Here is a 21,164-nt window from a genome sequence, read left to right on the forward strand (position 1 = left end):
CCCTTTTACTCTTGAGGCGCCGTATGGGCACGGGTACGTGCTGCTTTATGCTCGACGGCGGCGTTAACAAAGCCAGAGAACAGCGGATGACCATCGCGGGGTGTCGAGGTGAACTCCGGGTGGAACTGGCAAGCGACATACCAAGGGTGGTCGGCAAGCTCTACCACCTCAACCAGTGATTGGTCAACGCTCTTACCTGAAATCACCAAGCCTGCTTTTTCCAGTTCATCAATAAACTGGTTATTGACTTCAAAACGGTGGCGGTGGCGTTCAACAATTTCATCAGCGCCATAGGCCGCACGCGCTTTACTACCCGATGCCAGATGACAAACCTGCCCGCCTAGACGCATGGTGCCACCTAAATCAGAGGCCGCGTCGCGTAGCTCAATTTTGCCTTCTGCGTTAATCCACTCAGTGATGAGACCCACAACAGGGTGTTGCGTATCGTGAGTAAACTCGGTGGAGTTGGCATCTTTCCAGCCTGCCACGTTGCGGGCAAACTCAATCACCGCCACCTGCATACCTAAGCAGATCCCCAGGTACGGGATGTTGTTTTCGCGGGCAAACTGCGCGGTCAAAATCTTGCCTTCCACGCCGCGCTCACCAAAGCCGCCGGGCACCAGAATGGCGTCTTTACCCGCCAGACGCTCGGTGCCGTGGCGTTCGATGTCTTCGGAGTCGATGTAGTCGATGTTGACCTTAATACGGCCTTGAATGCCCGCATGGATCAGCGCTTCGTTCAGCGACTTGTAAGCATCCAGCAGCTCCATGTACTTACCGACCATGGCGATGCTCACAGACTTCAGCGGGTTTAGCTTGGCATCCAGTACCTTCACCCACTCAGAAAGATCCGCAGGCGCAGCTTCCAGGCGCAGCTTGTCGCAAACGATATCGTCCAGGCCGTGCTCGTGAAGCATCAGCGGAATACGGTAAATAGTGTCGGCGTCTTGCAACGGCACCACCGCACGCTCTTCCACGTTGGTGAACAGGGCGATTTTGCGACGCTCGCTCTCTTCAAGCTCGACTTCGCTGCGGCAAATCAAAATATCCGGCTGGATACCGATAGAGCGCAGCTCTTTCACGCTGTGCTGGGTCGGCTTGGTTTTGGTTTCGCCAGCGGTCTTGATGTACGGCACCAAGGTCAAGTGCATGTAGATCGCGCGGCTTGCCCCTAGCTCGCTGCGGATTTGGCGAATCGATTCCAGGAACGGCAGCGATTCGATATCGCCCACCGTACCGCCGATCTCCACCAGCGCCACATCGAAGCCTTCACCACCGGCGTAGACGCGTTGCTTGATCTCATCGGTAATGTGCGGAATGACCTGGACGGTGCCTCCTAGGTAGTCGCCACGGCGCTCTTTGCGCAGTACGTTTTCGTACACACGGCCGGTGGTGAAGTTGTTACCCTGGGTCATTTTGGTACGAATAAAACGCTCGTAGTGACCAAGGTCCAGATCCGTCTCGGCGCCATCCTCGGTGACAAACACCTCGCCGTGCTGGAAAGGACTCATGGTGCCCGGGTCCACGTTGATGTAGGGGTCGAGCTTGAGCATGGTGACCTTAAGGCCGCGGGCCTCTAGAATCGCCGCCAGCGAGGCAGACGCAATGCCCTTGCCAAGAGAGGACACAACGCCGCCGGTCACGAAGATATATCGTGTCATGGAAAACCTGTCGAAACGTGATCAAAAGGCGTAACAGAAAGCCACACCAGGATGGGACGACAGAATAGCAGAAGACGCCTTGCGGCTCAATTTGAACTGCTCTAGTTGAGGGGCAACATCGCCCCTCACTATCCAATATCACACGCCCAGGTAGTCCAAAATGCCTTCTGCCGCTTGGCGACCCTCATAAATCGCGGTGACCACTAAGTCAGAGCCGCGCACCATATCGCCACCGGCAAAGATTTTCTCGTTGCTGGTTTGGAAAGCGTATTGGCCATGTTCAGGGGCTTTGACCAGATCCCACTCGTTAACGTCGATCTTGGCGCTATCGAACCACGGTGCCGGGCTTGCCTGAAAACCAAATGCCACTACGACCGCGTCGGCGGCGATGATCTCTTCAGACCCTGGCACAACTTCTGGACGACGACGGCCATTCTCGTCCGGCTCACCCAGGCGCGTGCGAACCACTTTCACACCCTCGACTTTATTTTCTCCCACGACCGCCACCGGCTGGCGGTTGAACAGAAACTCGACGCCCTCTTCACGCGCATTAGCGACTTCACGGCGCGAACCCGGCATGTTCTCTTCATCACGGCGGTAAGCACAGGTCACGTTAGCGGCCCGCTGACGAATCGAGGTGCGGTTACAATCCATGGCGGTATCACCACCCCCTAACACCACCACGCGCTTACCTTCCATGGAGATAAAGTCATTCGGGTCTTTCTCGAAGCCCAAGCGACGGTTGACGTTGGCGATCAGGAAATCGAGCGCCTTATAAACACCGGGCAGATCTTCTCCAGGGAAGCCGCCCTGCATGTATTTGTAAGTACCCATGCCTAGGAAAACCGCATCGTACTCTTGCAAGAGAGTCTCGAACTCTACGTCGGTGCCGATTTCGGTATTCAAGCGGAATTCAACGCCCATCTCCTCGAACACCGCACGACGGCGCTCCATAACGTTCTTTTCCAGCTTGAACTCTGGAATACCAAAGGTCAGCAGACCACCAATTTCAGGGTACTTATCGAACACCACCGGTTTAACGCCGTTGCGCGCCAGAATATCGGCACAGCCCAGGCCCGCAGGGCCTGCACCGACGATGGCAACTTTCTTGTCGGTCCACTCTACCTTGGACATATCCGGGCGCCAGCCCATGGCGAAGGCGGTGTCGGTAATGTACTTCTCCACCGAACCAATCGTCACCGCGCCAAAGCCGTCGTTCAGGGTGCAGTCGCCCTCACACAGACGATCTTGGGGGCACACGCGGCCGCACACTTCCGGCAGCGAGTTGGTTTTGTGGGAAAGCTCGGCCGCTTCAATGATGTTGCCTTCCACCACCAGCTGCAGCCAGTTGGGAATGTAGTTGTGTACCGGGCACTTCCACTCGCAGTAGGGGTTACCACAGTGCAGGCAGCGATGCGCCTGACTGGCTGCATCGGTGGGTTTAAAGGGCTCGTAAATCTCCGCGAACTCTTTTGACCGGGTGTGAGCGGCTTTTTTCTGTGGGTCTTTACGACCCACATCAACAAACTGGAAATCGTTATTTAAACGGTTGGCCATGATCTCTCTCCTCGAAGCGTAGGCGCTGGTAGGTTATTCCGGCTGACGCCGAGATTGATTCAGCAAACTACCCAGGCTTGCCGCTTTTGGCTTCACTAGCCAGAAGTGGCGCGCGTAGTCGCCGAAGTCTTCCAGAATCGCCGCGCCACGATCAGAGCCTGTTGCCGCGACATAGGCTTCAATCATTTCACGCAAGTGGCGGCGATACGCTTCCATCGCTTCTGTGTTGACTCGGTGGATCTCAACCAACTCGTGGTTGTACTTGTCGACAAAGGTACGGTCTTCATCCAGCACGTAGGCAAAGCCACCGGTCATACCCGCCCCAAAGTTAACGCCGGTTTCACCCAGCACGCAGACCAAACCGCCGGTCATGTATTCACAGCAGTGGTCGCCGGCGCCTTCAATCACAGCGATCGCACCGGAGTTACGAACCGCGAAGCGCTCGCCCGCAGTGCCAGCTGCAAACAGCGTGCCGCCCGTTGCCCCGTAGAGGCAGGTGTTACCAATGATGGCCGTTTTATGGCTCTCAAACTGGCTGACTTTCGGCGGCACAATCACAATGCTGCCGCCATTCATGCCTTTACCGACGTAGTCGTTGGCATCGCCTTCCAAATAGAGGTTGAGGCCACGCGCATTCCACACGCCAAAACTCTGGCCTGCCACACCGGTAAAGCGTGCGGTGACTGGCGCTGCTTCCAAACCATCTTCGCCATAACGCTTGGCGATGGCACCGGAGGTCAACGCCCCTACGCTGCGGTCACAGTTCGTGATCGTGAAGTCGAAGGTACCGCCTGACTGGTTTTCAATCGCCTCTTTTAGCGCAGCCAACACTTCCTGGTTTTTGGCACCGGGGTCGTGGGGCACGTTGCGGCTTACTTCACAGAACTGCGGTGCATCGGCAGGCACGAAGTCGTTGGCCAGCAGCGGCGTAAGATCCAACTTGCGTTGGGACGAAGTGCTGCCTTCCAGTACTTCCAGCAGGTCAGTGCGACCGATTAAATCAGTAAGCTTGCGCACGCCTAACATAGCCATCAGCTCGCGCACTTCTTCAGCAATAAAGCGAAAGTAGTTTTTAACCATATCCACGGTGCCGCGGAAGTGCTCGCCGCGCAGGAAGTCATCTTGCGTTGCCACACCGGTCGCGCAGTTATTCAGGTGACAAATACGCAGGTACTTACAGCCCAGCGCCACCATCGGTGCCGTACCAAAGCCAAAGCTCTCAGCGCCGAGAATCGCTGCCTTAACAACGTCGAGGCCGGTTTTTAAGCCACCATCGGTTTGCAGGCGAATCTTGTCACGCAGGCCGTTGATGCGCAGCGCCTGGTGCACCTCAGGCAGACCCAGCTCCCAAGGGGAACCGGCATGCTTAATCGAGGTAAGCGGGCTGGCCGCCGTGCCGCCGTCGTAGCCAGAGACGGTAATCAAATCCGCGTAGGCCTTGGCGACCCCGGTGGCAATGGTACCAATGCCGGGTTCGGAGACCAGCTTCACCGACACCTGGGCATCTGGGTTGACCTGCTTGAGATCAAAGATTAGCTGCGCCAAATCTTCAATCGAGTAGATATCGTGGTGCGGCGGCGGTGAAATCAGCGTGACGCCGGGTACCGAGTAGCGCAACCGAGCAATCAGCTGGTTGACTTTGCCGCCCGGCAGCTGGCCGCCTTCGCCTGGCTTCGCGCCCTGGGCGACTTTGATCTGCAGCACTTCAGCATTCACTAGATACGCCGGAGTAACGCCGAAGCGGCCAGAGGCGATCTGCTTGATTTTTGAGCTGCGGATAGTGCCGTAGCGGGCCGGGTCTTCACCGCCCTCACCGGAGTTGGAGCGTCCGCCCGCCTCGTTCATGGCCTGGGCCAGCGCCTCATGGGCCTCAGGCGATAGCGCCCCCAGCGACATACCGGCGCTGTCAAAACGCGGAATCAGCGCCTCAACCGACTCAACCTCTTCCAGCGGCATGGGCGTTTCAGCGGGTTTGAGCGTTAACAGGTCACGAATGGTGGCCACCGGACGCTCGTTCACCAGTTGGGCAAACTTCTTCCACTTAGTGTAGCTGCCTTCCTGCACCGCCTCCTGGAGAGACTTCACCACATCAGGGTTATAAGCATGGTATTCGTGGCCATGCACGTATTTGAGCATGCCGCCTTGGGAAATCCCTTTACGGGCAATCCAAGCATCTTTAGCCAGTATCTCTTGCTGCAGCTGCAGTTCGGCAAAGCCAGCACCCTGAATGCGCGACGCCATACCCACAAAGCAGGTGTCCATGATTTCATCAGACAGACCCACCGCTTCAAACAGCATGGAGCCACGGTAGGAGGCTAGCGTCGAGATACCCATTTTAGAGAGAATCTTGAACAGCCCTTTCTGCAGGCCTTTACGGTAGTTCTCGCGGGCATCAGCAGGGTTACCGCTTAGCTCGCCGGTGCGGTGCATATCGGCCATGACCTGATAAGCAAGCCACGGATAGACCGCCGTCGCGCCTACGCCAAACAGCACCGCCATTTGGTGGGCATCACGAGCGTAGCCGGTTTCCACCACAATGTTGGCATTGGGGCGAAGCGCTAAACGGCCAAGATGCGAGTGAACGGCACCGACCGCCAATGCGGCCTGAATGGGCAGTTGGCCTTTAGGCAACTCCGCATCGGTAAGCACTAGAATCACTTTACCCGCTTTTACCTGCGTCTCTGCCTCTTGGCAAAGGGCCGTCACGGCCCGCTGCAGGGTTGTCTGCTCAGGGTCATATCCAAGCGTCAGCGTGTGGCTGGCAAACGCAGGGTCATCCTGGCTGACCAGCGCGGTAAATTTACGGGGTGACAGCACCGGCGTGGTCAAAATCAAGCGGTGCGCGTGCTCCGGCGTGGCCTTGAACACGTTCAACTCCGCCCCACAGCAGGTTTCCAGCGACATCACGATCGCTTCGCGCAGCGGATCAATCGGTGGGTTGGTTACCTGGGCAAACTTTTGACGGAAAAAGTCGGTTAGCAGGCGCGGACGGCTCGACAGCACGGCCATGGGCGTATCGTCCCCCATGGAACCCACCGCTTCTTGACCGCTTTCCGCCAGCGGGCGCAGCACTTGGTCGCGCTCTTCGAACGTTACCTGGAACATCTTCTGCTGCACGTTCAGCGCGTTGGTATCCATCGTCTGGAAGCGCGCCAACTCGGTTAGCGCTGACTCCAGGTAGTTCGCCTCTTGCTTCAGCCAGCGCTTGTAGGGATACGCGGACTTTAAGCGGGCATCGATATCCTGCGTATGCAGGACTTCACCGGTTTGGGTGTCCACGGCCAGGATCTGACCCGGGCCAACGCGGCCTTTTGCTACCACGTCTTCCGGCTTGTAGCCGTAGGTACCGATCTCGGACGCCAACGTGATGTAGCCATTCTTGGTAATCACCCAACGTGCCGGGCGCAGGCCGTTACGGTCCAGCATACAGACCGCCTGGCGACCGTCTGTCATCACCACACCCGCCGGGCCGTCCCAGGGCTCCATGTGCATGGAGTTGTACTCATAGAAGGCACGCAACTCGGCGTCCATGGTCTCCACGTTCTGCCAGGCAGGCGGCACCATCATGCGCACGGCGCGGTGTAGCTCCATGCCACCGGTCAGCAGCACTTCCAGCATGTTATCCATACTGGAGGAGTCAGAGCCGGTGGTATTAACGATTTCATCCAGCTCGGCGATATCCGGCAGGCGCTCGTTAACGAAGTTCGCTTTACGGGAGTTCGCCCAACCACGGTTGGCCTCAATGGTGTTGATCTCACCATTGTGCGCCAGCAAGCGGAACGGCTGGGCCAACGGCCAGCGCGGCGCCGTGTTGGTTGAGAAGCGCTGGTGGAACACGCAAATAGCCGTTTCCAGACGCGGATCGTTTAGGTCTTTATAGAACGCCGGCAAATCTTCCGGCATGACTAAGCCTTTATAAGACACCACTTCTGACGAGAGTGACGCGACATAAAACTCTTCTTCTTTGCGCAGCGCCTGCTCGGCGTAGCGGCGGGCCATGAACAGGTCGACAGCAAAGCTGTCGCTGCTACCAGGCTGCACAAAGAGTTGCTCAATGCGCGGCAGGCAGTCGAGCGCCATGGGCCCACAAACGCTGGCGTCGGTGGGCACCACACGCCAGCCCAATACGTTCAGGCCGCGGGTGCTTAGCTCAGCAGCCAGCGTCTCTTTGGCCTTGGCGGCACGCGCATCGTCATCGGGTAGAAAAACTACGCCGACGGCAAACTGCTCGCCCAGCTCTGCATCCAGCGCCTCTTTTGCCGCCTCGCGCATAAACTGAACAGGCATTTTAAGCAGCAGTCCGCAGCCGTCGCCGGTTTTACCGTCGGCCGCAATGCCTCCACGGTGGGTCATGCACGTCAGTGATTCAATTGCCGTTTTCAGCAAGTCGTGGCTGGCCTGCCCTTCCATATGGGCAATTAAGCCAAAGCCGCAGTTGTCGCGAAACTCGCCGGGCTGGTGGAGACCTCTATTCATGGGCGTGCCTCTATTAAGCGTGTTTTATTAGCAGCGTTTACATGGTATATTTTTGGGTTTTTCTTTTTTTATGGCTCTCTTATCACCCGCCCACTTAGGGAGCTTCCCCTAACCGCTGCTGCAAGAAATGGCCGTTCAGCATAGCGATTCGCCCCTAGCGCGCGCAATCTTTCACAGCACCTGAAACCCCTAAAATCCCCGCCAAATCCTACAGTTACATTTACTCAATTATAAAAAACACATACACTTCAACCACTTGCAAACCCATAAAACGTTTTTTAAACGATAAAAAACAGCGTATATACTTTAGTCGAAAATCGAACCAAAACCCCATGCCGATAGCGCATAAGGCATACGGATTAAACGCCAAGCGATTTTTCTCACCTAACACGCAGGTAATAAAAAACCCGCACAGCGGCGGGTTCCTCCATACGGGCAGCGCTCATAGCGAGCCGTGTGTCAATAACGAAGCGTTTTTAGTGGCGAGGATAATCCTCAAGCAGATTCAACAGGGTATCAGCGGGCGCTGCATCGCTTACACAGGCATCGCCTAAGGCGTTGAGCAGCACTAGGCGAAGCTTATCGTCGATATTTTTTTTATCTAATCGCATACGCACTAAAAAATCATCCGCCGACATATTGGCTGGTGCAGCCAGCGGCAGCCCGGCGCTTTGAATGACTGCCTGCGCTCTTGTCAGCGCCGCCTCATCAACCCAACCTAATTGGTGTGACAGCGTTGCTGCCATCGCCATTCCCGCCCCCACGGCTTCACCATGCAGCCAGTTACCGTAGCCTTGATGCGCTTCAATAGCGTGCCCAAAGGTGTGACCAAGGTTCAGCAGCGCACGGACTCCCTGCTCAGTCTCATCTTCAGCGACAATATCTGCCTTGATCTGGCAGCTTTTGGCGATGGCTTCCGCAATCACACCAGGCTCGACGCTACGAAGTGCCTGCATGTTCTCTTCGAGCCAGCTTAAAAATGCCTCATCACGGATCAGCCCGTACTTAATCACCTCAGCAAGCCCCGCGGAAAGCTCGCGACTAGGCAGCGTGCTTAACGTATCCGTATCCACCAGCACCGCTTTAGGCTGCCAAAATGCGCCAATCATGTTTTTACCGAGCGGATGATTCACGCCGGTTTTCCCCCCCACAGAGGAGTCTACCTGCGAGAGCAGCGTTGTGGGCACTTGGATAAACGCCACGCCGCGCTGATACGCGGCAGCGGCATAGCCCACCATATCGCCAATCACGCCGCCGCCGAGGGCAATGAGCGTGCAGCGACGATTAAAACCCGCTTCTAATAGCGCATCCCAGATACGCCCCACCTGCTCGATGGTTTTATGCTGTTCGCCATCTGGAAGCACCACGCTTTGAACGTCGAGGTGGTCGGGCAGCGTAGCGCAAAGTGCCTCTAAATAAAGCGGCGCGATAGTTTCATTAGTCACCACCATCACCTGCTGACCAACCAGATAAGGCGTCAGAACATTAGCCTGTTGAAGCAGCCCTGCGCCAATGTGGATGGGGTAGCTACGGTCACCAAGTGACACTGTTAACGTGCGCTGGGCATTGAGCGTTTCAGTCATTGCGATACCTTTTTATTCGGCACTTTATTTGGCACTCCAGCGGTTTCCAGCGGGTCTATCAAGCGATGCACACGGCGCAGTATTTCATTGACTACGGCCCGAGGGCTGCGCCGATCAGTGCGCACGGTGATATCCGACGTGGCCCGATAAAGCGGGTCCCGGGCGGCAAACATATCGTTCAGCACCTGCTCACGGTTGGCGCACTGCAGCAGGGGGCGATTACGGTCTTTGGCGGTGCGCTTAAGCTGCTGGTCAACGGTGGTCATTAGATACACCACGGTACCGCGTTCGCGAAGGGCGCGGCGGTTCTCTTCGCGCAGAACCGCACCGCCACCGGTAGCCACCACTACCCCTGGCAGCTGGGTAAGCTCATCTATCATTTGAAGCTCACGCTGGCGAAAACCGGGTTCCCCTTCGACATCGAATATCCAGGGTATATCAGCTCCGCAGCGATCCTGTATGGCATGGTCGCTGTCATAAAAAGGACGCGATAGCTCTCCCGCCAAAAGACGGCCTATCGTGCTTTTACCAGCCCCCATAGGGCCAATTAAAAAAAGATTGGGTAAATCCTGCATCAGCGAATCATCAAACCATCATCAAGGAGTCGTGGAGTAATAAAGACCAATAACTCTACCTTTTCATTACTCTCTTGGGTATAGCGGAACAGACGACCCACCAGCGGCAGGTCACCCAGCAAGGGCGTTTTAGCAATTTGGCTTAGCTGCTCTGTGGTTAAAATACCGCCTAGCACCACTGTTTGACCATTATCCACCAGCACCTGGGTTTCTATCTGGTTGGTATCAATAGGTGGCTCGCCACCAAATTCGCTCTCGCGAAAGCTATCGTTTTTAATCACCAGATCCATAATGATGCGGTTATCTGGCGTAATTTGGGGCGTCACCTCTAACGAGAGTTCCGCCTCTTTAAACTCGGTATCGGGATTACCCTGAGAGTCGACGCTTTGGAAGGCACGCTCTTCACCCTGGCGAATAATGGCCGTGCGCTGGTTAGCGGTAATCACCCGGGGCTGAGAAATTGTTTGACTTTTGCCTTCGCTTTCTAACGCCCGCAACTCAAGATCCAGCAATATATCGCCAGAGAGGTAGCCAAAGCTGAAGCCTGTGCCTGCGGCTCCCGTTGAACCGAGATCGACAGCCAGCCCACCCTGGGCACGATTAATGCCATTTGGGTTAATATCTCGCCTTTCAAACGTGCCATCTTCTCCTTCTAAAAAGCCACGCGTACTATCAAGCCCCCAATTTATGCCTAGCTCACGCGAGGCAGTATCTCGTGCGATCACAATGCGCGCCTCTATTTGTACTTGGCGCACCGCCACATCCAGACGATCTAGCGTGCGGATAACCTCACGCACTTGCTCAGCGGTATCCTGAATCAATAGCGTATTGGTGCGCTGGTCGACACTCACGCGGCCACGATCGGTCAATAAGCCAAATCCATCGCCGCCGCGCAGCAGCTGAGCGAGGTCTTCTGCACGCGCATATTTAACTTCGATAAATTCAGTGACCAGCGGCGAGAGCGTTTCGCGCTGATTACGCGCCTCAATTTCTTGACGCTCAATCGCCGCCAATTCACTGGCGGGCGCGACCACAATTACATTGCCCTGCTCTCGGCTCGACAATCCCTGGCTTTGAAGTATCAGCGCCAGCGCTTGATCCCAGGGCACGTCGTTTAAGTTGAGTGTCACGCGGCCAGTGACGCTATCGCTTGCCACCAAATTAAGCCCGGTAAACTCAGCCAGTGTGGCCAGCACGGCGCGCACTTCAATATCTTGAAAGTTGAGACTTAGCCGGTCGCCGGTGAAGCTATTTTCTTGTGGCTCAAGATCCGACTGCGCCTCAGGCGTCACGGGCTGCACTTCGATCGTTAGCGTTCGCCCGCTTTGAGAAGAAATCATCGCGTAGGGGCCATCAGTTTGCAGCTCAAGCAATACATCTCGCTGGCCAGGGCGCGGCGTAATGCGGGTAATCGGCGTGGCGAAATCGGTCACGTCATAAATCTGATTAAGCGCATCGGGAAGGTCAACATCGCGCAATTCGGCAACCACGCGCCCTTCGCTGCCTTCACGTACTTGGCTAACCACGCCTTCTCGATCAAAGGTAATAAGCAGCTTTCCGGCACCATCAGGGCCGCGACGAAAATCAATATCTTCAACGCTGGGGCCTTGCAGCGTTTCCAGCGCAGGCGCCGGTTCACTGCGGCTAGGGGCCACGAAGGAAATCCGCAGCTGGTCACCCTCTACCTGGGAGCGGTAATCAAGGGCCTCAACCAAATCAACCACCAGTCGTGTGCGGCCGTTACCTTCAATGGCAGTGACTCGCTCAACGCCGCCGCTGCCCACATTGAGTCGACGCTGCGCCAGGCCGCTTTGAGTGTCGGCTAAATCCAGCGCTAAGCGCGGCGGCGCATCCAGCCGGTAGCCGGTCAGCTCGGCCACACCGTCGCTGAACTGCAGCACCAATTCCACCTCCCCGCTGTCGGCTTGGTGTACGTCCATGCCCGTAAGCACCGAAGCCAAACTCAATGACGGGGTAAGGGCTAGCAATAACAGCGTAATTCGACGAAGCGCGGCGACCATAGCGTGGTATCCAGTAACAAGTAAAAAAGACTATTCATCAATGACAAGCGCTGCTTGGCGCTCTTGCCACCCCTGCTGTTGGCTAAATACTCGCTCCACAATAGTGATCTCCTGGGAGCTGATACGAGTAATTTGACCGTGGTTACTGCCTAAATAATTTCCTTCTCCCACGCTGTTCACATCACCGTCTGGCGTGGCAATCAGCGCGATATGCTGACCTCCCATTCTCAGCGTTCCTACTAACCGTAACGTCTCTAGCTGAAAGCTTTCTAGCGGCTCCGCAGGACGCTGATAGTCGGGGGCAAACTCACTCGCTTCTTGCTGTGATAACAGCGCCTGGCTTTGCACGCTTTCCGGCGCAAGAAAAGGGCTACGCGCTTCAGCATACCGGTAATCAAGCGGCTGTGGGTCAGGCATCGGCGATATGATATTCGGTGCTTGGCCCCCGGGGGCTCGGCGTATATCAGCCAGCGTGGCGTCTAGCTGATCGATGCGTGCATCACTACACCCCACCAACATAAGGCTACAGCACCCCCACACCCAGCGCTTCATGGCGTGCCCTCCTCGTGTGCTTCTTCTATATAGCTGTAGGTACGAGCAAGTAGAGAGAGCCTTAGCGCATCACCCTGCTGGTCGACAGGCGCCAGCGTGAAATCATGCTGAGTAACAATCCGTGCCATTTGGCTTATGTCCGCTGCAAATTGCGCTAGCTGGTGATAGCCTCCACGCACCTGAATATCCAGCGGATGCTCAATGTAATGCGTGTTGTTTACCGTCGGCCGTAAGCGTATCGTTTCGATCGTTAGCTGGTTATCTACAGCGGCATCACTAATACTATCCAGCAGCGACGGTATTTCAGCACTGGTGGGCAGCATGGTTCGCATTCTCACCATCTGCTCTTCCAATATGGCCAGCTGACTTTGGAGTTCGGGTAAATAAGCCGCTTCTGTTGCTTTGCGGCGATACTCACCCAGCAAGCGCGCCTCTTGGCGCTGCTCGATGGCCAGCTGCTCACGCTTTTCGGCCACTAACCACCAGCTTACGCCGCCAAACATGAGCAAGAAGGCGAGTACGCCGCAGAGTCCTTTAAGTAGGAAGGGCCACTCTCCCGCCTCTTTAACGTCCAACGCTTGCCAATCCAGCTGTCGAAGGCGTTGCCACTCTAAGCGCCAGCGTTCACGACTCCAGCTCATGGCTCCTGCTCCTCTGACGCCACTTCCTCAGCAGACTGAACCACTTCAAACTGAAAAACGCGCTCACTGCCGCTTTGCCCGCTTGCCACTTCTGAAAGCACTGGCACCCCCAACCCTGGCATGTTGGCAATTTGACGCAGCTGCTCGGATACCTGACGCTCGCTTCCCGCCACGGCAGAGAGGCTTATACGCTCACCACTTCGACTAAGGCGTTGATAAACCACGCCCTGGGCCACACTGGCGGCTAAATCATTAAACAGCCGCACCGTGTTGATGCGCTCATGATGCAGCGTTTGAAATAGCTGGAGCTGCTCATTTAACTGCTCCGCATCGGCCTGATAGCGCTGTACATCAGCAATTTCCTGATTCAGCCGCTCTATATAAGAAGTGATGTGGGCGTTGCGCTGCTGCTGGGCAACAAGTTCTTGTTGGTAAAAGTACGCAACCGCGTAGGCGAACGCGCCCCCCAGTAACAGCATAAATAGCACCGCACCATAAAAGGCGCGGGTTCGCTTCTCCCGCCGCTCTTCGCGCCAGGGCAACAGGTTAATATTGATACTCACTGGCCTACCCTCATTGCCAACCCCCCGGCCGTTAACATGGCAGGGGCATCGTTGGTGAGCGCTTCAATATTTAGGCGCTTATTGATGCGCATACGCTGGAACGGATTCGCAATGGTCACCGACATACCGCTATCTTCTGAAATACGTTCGGCAAGGCCGGGAATAACGCTTGAACCTCCCGCTAATACAATGTGCTGCACCTCATGCTGGCGAGCAGCGGTGTAATAAAGCTGCAGCGAGCGACCTACTTGCTGTACCACGGTTTCCAAAAACGGATTCAGCACCATTGTCTGATAATCGTCGGGTAGCCCGCCGCGCTTTTTAGCGAACCCGGCCTCTTCATTACTCATCGAATAGCGGTCACGAATCGCATCGGTAAGCTGGCGCCCGCCAAACACCGTGTCACGGCTATAGACAATCTGCCCACCGCGTACCACGTGAAACGCGTTCATATTGGCGCCAATATCCACTAGCCCGACGCACGCCGTTGGGTCATTTTCAACGTTTAACTGGCGGCGCAGCTCGGCCAGCGAGCGCTCCATAGCGAAGGTTTCCACATCAACAGCGGCTGGCTCAAGCCCCGCGCGCTCTAAGGTTTCAGTAAGCTGGGTCACATCCTGCTGACGACAGGCGACTAACGCTACCTGCTGCTGGTCTTCATCGAATGGCGCCGGTCCCAAGCACTGGAAGTCAAATGCCACTTCACTGAACGGAAACGGAATATGGCGGTCAGATTCTGCTGCAATCCGCTCTTCGATTTCATCTTCGCTAAGCGATGCCGGAAACGTCAGTGTTTTCGTAATAGCGGCACTGGCTGGCACGGCTACCGCTGCTTTACGCGTAGACGGCTTGGCATGCTCCACCGCACGACTGAGCACGTTAGCCACATCGTTAATATCGCGGATACGACGCTCTACCACGGCACCTTCGCGCAATGGGCGTACAGCGTAGCTCTCTACTTGGTAATTATCGTTGCACTGCTTGAGCTCTAACAGCTTGACGGTTGCCGACGTAATATCGACACCAATCAACCCTTTTGTGGGTTTAAGTAAGCGCATGTGGGGTTCGGCTCCGCCTGCCAATCTCGCGAGTTCTGAGGTTACATGATTTTTAGTTAAGTCACACGCGAATGGCATTGCGGCACATCAACACTGGTGACCGCTGCGCTGCCTTCCTATAATGGCTGCCAATTGCGTGATACGGTCGTTTAGACGCCGTGTCTGTTCTCCTTTCCACGGGTGTACTCTGTTCATGACGTTTTTTCGAACCCTCATCCTGTCACTTTTTTCGCTAATCGTTGCGCTCACAGGCGCTGTCGTTTTAGCAGTGGTGGGTGCCGCTATTTATTTTTCTCCTGGTCTACCCGATGTACGTCAGCTGCAAGATTTCGAGCTACATACACCGCTGCGTATCTTCACCAATGACGGCAAGCTGATAGGTGAGTTTGGTGAAGAGCGCCGGATGGCGATCGACTTCGATGACATTCCCCAGGACATGATCAATGCCCTAATTGCCGCTGAAGATGCCAGCTATTTCGACCACGCAGGGGTTGACCCTAAGGGGCTAGCAAGGGCTTCCGTCGAGCTGATACAAAGCGGAGGTACGATTCAATCAGGCGGCTCCACCATCACCATGCAGGTCGCGCGTAACTACATGTTGACGCTGGACCAAACGTTTACCCGGAAGATCCGTGAAATCCTGCTTGCCCTGCAAATGGAGCAGGTGCTGAGCAAAGAAGAGATATTTGAACTCTACGTTAACAAAATTTTTCTGGGCAACCGCGCTTATGGCATTGCCGCTGCCTCAGAAACCTATTATGACAAGCCGCTAGCGGAACTGACGCTTGCGGAAACCGCCATGATTGCCGGACTGCCCAAAGCGCCTTCCGCCTTTAACCCCTTAGCGAACTCTGAGCGCTCGCTGATCCGCCGTAACTGGATTCTGTTCCGTATGCGTGAGTTGGGCTATATCGACGACGCGGCTTATCAGGAGGCGGTTCAATCGCCAGTGACCGCCCGCCGCTACTTTACCCAAACAGAAGTTGATGCCGCTTACGTGTCTGAAATGGCACGCCAGTACGCGGTTGAACGCTTTGGCGACACGGCCTATACCGGTGGATACCGCATCTACACCACCATCGATAGCGAAATGCAGCCTTTTGCACACCAGGCGCTCGCCAATGGGTTGATTGCTTACGATCTTCGTCATGGCTGGCGAGGAGCGGAGCAGCGTGACATCGCGGAAAGCTTGTTAGAAGCGCAAGAACAGACCGCGACCCAAGGGCTAGAAGAGGAGCTTGCAGAGTCCCCAGAAATCCGTCAAACGGCGCGTCAGGCAGCTCAGCGCAGCCAGACGGAAGTGGAAGGCATTGAGGGCGATGTAAGCAACTGGCTACAGGTACTGGATCGCACCCCCAATTTTGGTCTGCTGCGCCCCGCCATTGTGGTAGAGAGCAGTGGTCGTGAGATGCAGGTGCTGACACGTGGCGGCGAACTGCGCACCATTCCATGGAGCGGCCTGAGCTGGGCGCGCCAATATCTGAGCCCACGTAGCCGTGGCGCCGAGCCTAGCTCAGCCGATCAAATTGCCGTGCGCGGCGATCTGGTGCGTGTATTTGAAAATGAGGACGGCACCTTACGTTTATCTCAGCGGCCCGATGCGGAAGGCTCGCTTGTGGCACAAGACCCACAAACCGGGGCCATTTTAGCCTTGCAGGGCGGTTTTGATTTTAACGCCAGTAAGTTCAACCGTGCCGTTCAAGCGCAGCGCCAGTCCGGCTCTATCTTCAAGCCGTTTATCTACCTAGCAGCGCTGGAAGATGGAGAGATGAACGCCGCGAGCGTCGTCAATGACGCACCAGTCGTACTAGACGACGGCAGCAATGCATTATGGCGCCCAGTGAACTCAAGCCGCGACTTTCAAGGCCCAATGCGCCTGCGCCCTGCGCTTGCCCGCTCGCGCAACCTCGTCACGATTCGGGTTCTGCAAACCATGGGGCTGGACCATACAATCAACTACCTAGAAGGTTTTGGATTTGCCTCTAGCCGTCTACCGCGAGGTTTATCACTTGCCTTGGGCAGTGCCAGCTTGACCCCCATGGAGATGACCAACGCCTATTCGGTAATTGCAAACGGAGGCTTCCAGGTAGCTCCGTGGTTTATCGAACGCATTACCCGGAACGATGACAGCGAATTGATTGACGAGGCTACCCCACAAGTTGCTTGCCCAAGCTGCGCTGATGGCCAGGAAACCGTTGAAATCGACGGTAAAGAGTACCCGGTTGCACCACGCGTGGCAGATGCTGCGGCGGTCTACATTTTGCGCGACATGCTGCGCGACGTTATTACCTCGGGGACGGGCCGCGCGGCACTGAGCCTTAACCGTGACGATATTGTGGGTAAAACAGGAACCACGAATAACCAGCGCGACGCTTGGTTCGCCGGCTTCAACAACGACGTTGTTACCACCGTGTGGGTGGGTAAAGACAGCAACGAAACGCTTGCCGAGTATGGTGCGAACGCGGCTCTACCTATCTGGATTGAGTTTATGGGTGGCGCTCTCGCAGGCACCCCCTCGGCCATCCCCGAGCGCCCGGACACGGTGATTTCAGCCCGAGTTGATCCTGACACAGGTCGCCGCCTGCAAGATAATCAATCCGGCGGTATTTCTGAGCTGTTCCATCGGGATCATCTGCCTAACATCGAGACCGGTCGTATCAGCCGTGAACTGGAAGAGGTGGGTGGATCACAAGGGTCTGGCACTGCAGAGTCGATCTTCTAAGCACACCGCCCCTTCCAGGGCAAACAAAAGCCCGGAAACTACATGGTTTCCGGGCTTTTTACGTCAGCATGTTGGTGCTTTTTAGGGCAGCTTAACCCGCCATGGGGGTTGCCTGGGATTCACGTTTACTCGCCAGCCAATTAGCCCCTATCGCCACCACCATGACGGCGACACCCGCCACCTCAGTGAGTAAGCTCGGGTAGAACACACCGAAGATAGCAGCACCAATCGCCAAGCGTGGTACCAGCGACATCTTAGTAAAGAGATAGCCCTCTAGAGAGGCCGCAAAGGCACCCAGAGCAAGAATCGCGATAATCGCATTCCAAATCACGACAGGCACCGGGCCGCCGACAATGATTTCCGGGTTGAACACCATAAACAGCGGAATCAAATAGAGGCCTTTGGCAAACTTCCACGCTTGGAAGCCCGTCTCCATAGGTTTACTGCCCGCAATCGCCGCCCCAGCAAAGCCAGCCAAGGCGATGGGCGGCGTCACGTTCGAGTCCTGGGAGTACCAGAACACCACCAAGTGAGCGATCAACAGCGGCACGCCAAACTCTGCGGTCAACGCCGGGCCAACCAGAACGATGAGAACGATGTAGCTCGCGGTGACCGGAAGGCCCATGCCGAGGATTAAGCTCGCCAGCAGCACCATCACTAGCGCCAGCACCAAGTTACCGCCCGAGAACGCCAGCATCATGGAGGAGAACTTAAGCCCCAGCCCTGTCAGGCCGACAACCCCAACGATAATACCCGCCACCGCACAGGCCATGGAGACCGCCACCGCATTACGGGCGCCTAGCTCTAGGCCCTGGACTAGCTTCACAAGCCCGGCCCATACCACTCCCTGCGTGCGTTCAAACGTAACTGGCTGGCCCTGACGCGGGGCCACAAAGAAGTACCACAAGGCATAGCGTAATACCGCCACCACCACCATGGTCACCACCGCGTAGTAGCCCACCCGCATGGGCGACATATTCATCGCCAGAAGCCATACCAGCACCGCCAGCGGCAGTAAAAAGTGCCAACCATCCTTCATGACCTGGCGCATTTGCGGCAGCTCGCTTTTCGGCAAGCCCTGCATGCCCTGCTTCAGGGCAATGATGTGCACAAAGAGATAGACCGTCGCGAAATACATAATCGCCGGAAGAATACTGATTTTAACGATCTCTAAGTAAGGCGTATTGGTGTATTCAGCAATCAAGAAGGCGCCCGCGCCCATCAGCGGCGGCATAATTTGCCCACCGGTAGAGGCGGCTGCTTCAATGCCACCCGCCTGCTTGGGCTGGTAGCCCAGCTTCTTCATCAGCGGAATAGTGAAAGCACCGGTAGTCACCACGTTAGCGATGGCACTGCCCGAAATAGACCCCATGCCCGCCGAGGCTAATACGGCGGCTTTGGCTGGGCCACCTCGCTGGCGACCAGTGGCGGCATACGCCATATCAATAAAGAACTTACCCGCGCCGGTACTTTCCAGAAACGCGCCAAACAGCACGAAAATAAAGATATAGGTGGCAGCAACGCCCAGCGGCAGGCCGAAGATGCCTTCTTGGCCCAGGTAAAGCTGGCCCGCTACGCGGTCAAGGCTATATCCCCGATGCTCCATAATCCCGGGCATCCACTCACCCAGCCAGGGCAACTCACCCCGAGGGCCAGCAAAGGCATAGATAATGGCCAGCAGGCCAATCACCGTCATGCCAAAACCCACCGCACGGCGGCTGGCTTCTAACACGGTCACCGTGGCAATACAGGCGACCAGAATATCTGTCTCGTTCCAAAACCCAGCGCGGCTAAAAATCGCGTCCAGATTAAGCACTAAGTAGCCGCCGGTAAGCAGTGCGCCCGCTAAGAACAGACAGTCGATTCCCCAGCCAAGCACGCCGCGTTTGCGCTTGGGGCCAAAGGCCGGAAACATAAGAAATGCCAGCAACATAATCAGCGCTAAGTGGATGCTACGCTGATAAAACAGCCCCAGTGGCTGAATACCGGCAGAGTAAAGTTGGAATAGGGAAAGTCCCACCGCCACAATGGTGATACACCACAGCACCATGCGGGGTTGAATCGCATTACCGCCTGGCATAACGACCGGCGGTGGCGTGGATTCGCTCATGAAGTCCTCGGAAGCGTTGTCTTGCTTGTTTATTTACGCGGGATCGCGTTAGGCGCTGTCAGTTGAATGGTCACACGCTGCCCGGCCACACTATTGCTTAAGCTCACAGTAGGATGCTCACCATCAGGCCAGATCACACGGTGGTTCACGGCCTCTGACCCCACCCGCAGCACGTAGCGGTTGTTGGCAACCGGCTCGTTAATCGCATTGATCCAGTACCCGCCCTCACCGTCGGATACCTGCTCGCCCCGCCCGTAAATATGCCCAAGCCCTGCGGCAAAATCCGGCTGGTGGCTACGCTCTAGCTGCATGATGCCGCCTGCATTGCGGTAACAGTCCAGCACCGTGAAGTGCTCAACCGAGTGCTGCCACTGGATGCACCACTGGCCGCCCGCAGACACAGCCACGTCCACTAGCGCATCGCCTTGTTCAGTAGTCACCGTTAACCGCGCAGACATAGACGCCGAAGCGGAGGAACCCTCCACTTCGGCGAATGGTAAACATATCAAGAGGAGCGCTATTAGCCGTGTTGCTCGGCACTGCATAGCGAACAGCCCTCTGCGCGCGGCTTACTGACGCAGACGATCCGGAATTTCAGCGCCTACTTCTTCGAAGTAGCGAATCGCGCCCGGGTGTAGCGGCACCGGCGTAGAATTCATAGTGAACTCGATGGTGGTGTCGTTGGCCGCCGGGTGAACGGCAATCAGCTCATCGGTGTTTTCAAACAGCAGCTGAGTTAGCTGGTAGGCCAGCTCTTCATCCATATCCGCATTGACGACCAGCACGTTGGGAATCCCGATGGTTTGCACCGCTTCTTCCATGCCGTCGTACATCCCTGCGGCCAGCTCATAAGGCGCAAAGACCGCTTCGGCTTCCTGAGCGTTAGCGACTTCTTCATCGGAGAGGCCAATCAAGCGGATATCCCGTGTGGCCGCCAAGTTCAAAATAGAACTGGTGGGCGGCCCAACGCTCCAGAAACCGGCATCGATATCGCCATCACGGATCGCATCGGCGGTTTCATTGAAGTTCAAACGCTGGGGCGTAAAGTCTTCGTAGCTGACGCCATTGGCTTCCAGCAGTGCACGGGCGTTTAGCTCGGTGCCGCTACCCGGTGCGCCGACCGACACGCGCTTACCGGCAAGATCCGCAATGCTTTCGATGTCAGATTCTGCCAGGGTGACGAGCTGCACAGCATTGGGGTACACAGACGCAAGCGCGCGGGTGTTCTCAATCTGGCGGCCTTCGAAATCACCGGTACCGGTGTAGGCTTGATAGACCGTATCGGCCAGCGCCAGCGCCATGTCAGCATCGCCGCGCATGATCAGCCCCATATTCTCGACAGATGCACCGGTCACTTCGGCCGTTGCCTGAGCGCCTTCAATATGATTGTTGATCATTTCGGCAAAGCCGCCGCCGATGGGGTAGTACACGCCGCCCGTACCGCCGGTGGCAATAGAGAGCTGCTGCGCGCTGGCAGGCAGCGCGACGGCCAACATGGATGCTGCCGCTGCGTATTTTAGTGTTTTCATGAGCGTTTCCTCCGTCCTTACTTGGACTTATAGGTATGGTAGACAAATTAGGGAGGTGTGAAGCCCCAGCTTCTCGCTGCCGTAAACGGCAAGCAGAAGCGGTGCAGAGAAGTTAG

Annotated in this window: 14 protein-coding genes; 1 reads left to right on the forward strand and 13 read right to left on the reverse strand. The window is 56.3% G+C overall.

Annotation, left to right across the window (positions count from 1 at the left end; genetic code table 11):
• Nucleotides 1–5: 5 nt before the first annotated feature.
• The 10 genes from LG301_RS12670 to pilM form a co-directional block, all read right to left on the reverse strand.
• Nucleotides 6–1,661, reverse strand: a complete 1,656-nt coding sequence (locus LG301_RS12670; RefSeq protein WP_404471516.1) for a CTP synthase — start codon at nt 1,659–1,661, stop codon at nt 6–8.
• Nucleotides 1,662–1,799: 138 nt separating this feature from the next.
• Nucleotides 1,800–3,218: an FAD-dependent oxidoreductase gene (locus tag LG301_RS12675; protein ID WP_404471517.1), complete on the reverse strand. Its 1,419-nt coding sequence runs from the start codon at nt 3,216–3,218 to the stop codon at nt 1,800–1,802.
• Between the two features lie 33 nt (nt 3,219–3,251).
• Nucleotides 3,252–7,694: a glutamate synthase large subunit gene (gltB, locus tag LG301_RS12680; protein ID WP_404471518.1), complete on the reverse strand. Its 4,443-nt coding sequence runs from the start codon at nt 7,692–7,694 to the stop codon at nt 3,252–3,254.
• Nucleotides 7,695–8,170: 476 nt separating this feature from the next.
• Complete coding sequence (gene aroB, locus LG301_RS12685; protein ID WP_404471519.1) at nt 8,171–9,277, reverse strand: 3-dehydroquinate synthase; 1,107 nt, start codon at nt 9,275–9,277, stop codon at nt 8,171–8,173.
• Nucleotides 9,274–9,852 (reverse strand): shikimate kinase AroK, encoded by a 579-nt coding sequence (gene aroK / locus LG301_RS12690; protein ID WP_404471520.1) that lies wholly within the window; start codon nt 9,850–9,852, stop codon nt 9,274–9,276. The genes aroB and aroK overlap by 4 nt, the downstream gene beginning before the upstream one ends.
• Nucleotides 9,852–11,873, reverse strand: coding sequence for a type IV pilus secretin PilQ (pilQ, locus tag LG301_RS12695; RefSeq protein WP_404471521.1), 2,022 nt, complete (start codon nt 11,871–11,873; stop codon nt 9,852–9,854). Before pilQ ends, aroK begins: the two co-directional genes overlap by 1 nt.
• A gap of 30 nt (nt 11,874–11,903) precedes the next feature.
• Nucleotides 11,904–12,425, reverse strand: coding sequence for a pilus assembly protein PilP (locus tag LG301_RS12700; protein ID WP_404471522.1), 522 nt, complete (start codon nt 12,423–12,425; stop codon nt 11,904–11,906).
• Entirely contained in the window at nt 12,422–13,066 is a 645-nt protein-coding gene (locus LG301_RS12705; protein ID WP_404471523.1) for a type 4a pilus biogenesis protein PilO, read from the reverse strand. Before LG301_RS12705 ends, LG301_RS12700 begins: the two co-directional genes overlap by 4 nt.
• Nucleotides 13,063–13,629, reverse strand: a complete 567-nt coding sequence (locus tag LG301_RS12710; RefSeq protein ID WP_404471524.1) for a PilN domain-containing protein — start codon at nt 13,627–13,629, stop codon at nt 13,063–13,065. The genes LG301_RS12705 and LG301_RS12710 overlap by 4 nt, the downstream gene beginning before the upstream one ends.
• Nucleotides 13,626–14,687 carry a type IV pilus assembly protein PilM gene (pilM, locus tag LG301_RS12715; RefSeq protein WP_404471525.1) on the reverse strand — a complete coding sequence of 354 codons (1,062 nt, stop codon included), beginning with the start codon at nt 14,685–14,687 and terminating at the stop codon, nt 13,626–13,628. The genes LG301_RS12710 and pilM overlap by 4 nt, the downstream gene beginning before the upstream one ends.
• Before the next feature lie 193 nt (nt 14,688–14,880).
• Here pilM and LG301_RS12720 point away from each other — a divergent pair, with 193 nt between their 5' ends.
• A complete protein-coding gene (locus tag LG301_RS12720; RefSeq protein ID WP_404471526.1) occupies nt 14,881–17,409 on the forward strand; it encodes a penicillin-binding protein 1A in 2,529 nt (842 codons plus the stop codon).
• Nucleotides 17,410–17,500: 91 nt separating this feature from the next.
• Here LG301_RS12720 and LG301_RS12725 read toward each other — a convergent pair whose 3' ends face one another.
• The 3 genes from LG301_RS12725 to LG301_RS12735 are packed head-to-tail and all read right to left on the reverse strand — an operon-like array spanning nt 17,501 to nt 21,048.
• Nucleotides 17,501–19,519, reverse strand: coding sequence for a TRAP transporter permease (locus LG301_RS12725; protein WP_404471527.1), 2,019 nt, complete (start codon nt 19,517–19,519; stop codon nt 17,501–17,503).
• 29 nt (nt 19,520–19,548) lie between these two features.
• Entirely contained in the window at nt 19,549–20,064 is a 516-nt protein-coding gene (locus tag LG301_RS12730) for a DUF1850 domain-containing protein (RefSeq protein WP_404471528.1), read from the reverse strand.
• Between the two features lie 24 nt (nt 20,065–20,088).
• Complete coding sequence (locus LG301_RS12735; RefSeq protein WP_404471529.1) at nt 20,089–21,048, reverse strand: TAXI family TRAP transporter solute-binding subunit; 960 nt, start codon at nt 21,046–21,048, stop codon at nt 20,089–20,091.
• Nucleotides 21,049–21,164 lie beyond the last annotated feature (116 nt).

This window comes from Vreelandella venusta (genome assembly GCF_044809155.1).
GTDB lineage: Bacteria > Pseudomonadota > Gammaproteobacteria > Pseudomonadales > Halomonadaceae > Vreelandella > Vreelandella venusta_B.

Bases quoted from the DNA above. Each gene is read 5' to 3' on its own strand.
- LG301_RS12670 (WP_404471516.1), bottom strand. From the start codon at position 1,661: ATGACACGATATATCTTCGTGACCGGCGGCGTTGTGTCCTCTCTTGGC.
- LG301_RS12675 (WP_404471517.1), bottom strand. From the start codon at position 3,218: ATGGCCAACCGTTTAAATAACGATTTCCAGTTTGTTGATGTGGGTCGT.
- gltB (WP_404471518.1), bottom strand. From the start codon at position 7,694: ATGAATAGAGGTCTCCACCAGCCCGGCGAGTTTCGCGACAACTGCGGC.
- aroB (WP_404471519.1), bottom strand. From the start codon at position 9,277: ATGACTGAAACGCTCAATGCCCAGCGCACGTTAACAGTGTCACTTGGT.
- aroK (WP_404471520.1), bottom strand. From the start codon at position 9,852: ATGCAGGATTTACCCAATCTTTTTTTAATTGGCCCTATGGGGGCTGGT.
- pilQ (WP_404471521.1), bottom strand. From the start codon at position 11,873: ATGGTCGCCGCGCTTCGTCGAATTACGCTGTTATTGCTAGCCCTTACC.
- LG301_RS12700 (WP_404471522.1), bottom strand. From the start codon at position 12,425: ATGAAGCGCTGGGTGTGGGGGTGCTGTAGCCTTATGTTGGTGGGGTGT.
- LG301_RS12705 (WP_404471523.1), bottom strand. From the start codon at position 13,066: ATGAGCTGGAGTCGTGAACGCTGGCGCTTAGAGTGGCAACGCCTTCGA.
- pilM (WP_404471525.1), bottom strand. From the start codon at position 14,687: ATGCGCTTACTTAAACCCACAAAAGGGTTGATTGGTGTCGATATTACG.
- LG301_RS12720 (WP_404471526.1), top strand. From the start codon at position 14,881: ATGACGTTTTTTCGAACCCTCATCCTGTCACTTTTTTCGCTAATCGTT.
- LG301_RS12725 (WP_404471527.1), bottom strand. From the start codon at position 19,519: ATGAGCGAATCCACGCCACCGCCGGTCGTTATGCCAGGCGGTAATGCG.
- LG301_RS12730 (WP_404471528.1), bottom strand. From the start codon at position 20,064: ATGCAGTGCCGAGCAACACGGCTAATAGCGCTCCTCTTGATATGTTTA.
- LG301_RS12735 (WP_404471529.1), bottom strand. From the start codon at position 21,048: ATGAAAACACTAAAATACGCAGCGGCAGCATCCATGTTGGCCGTCGCG.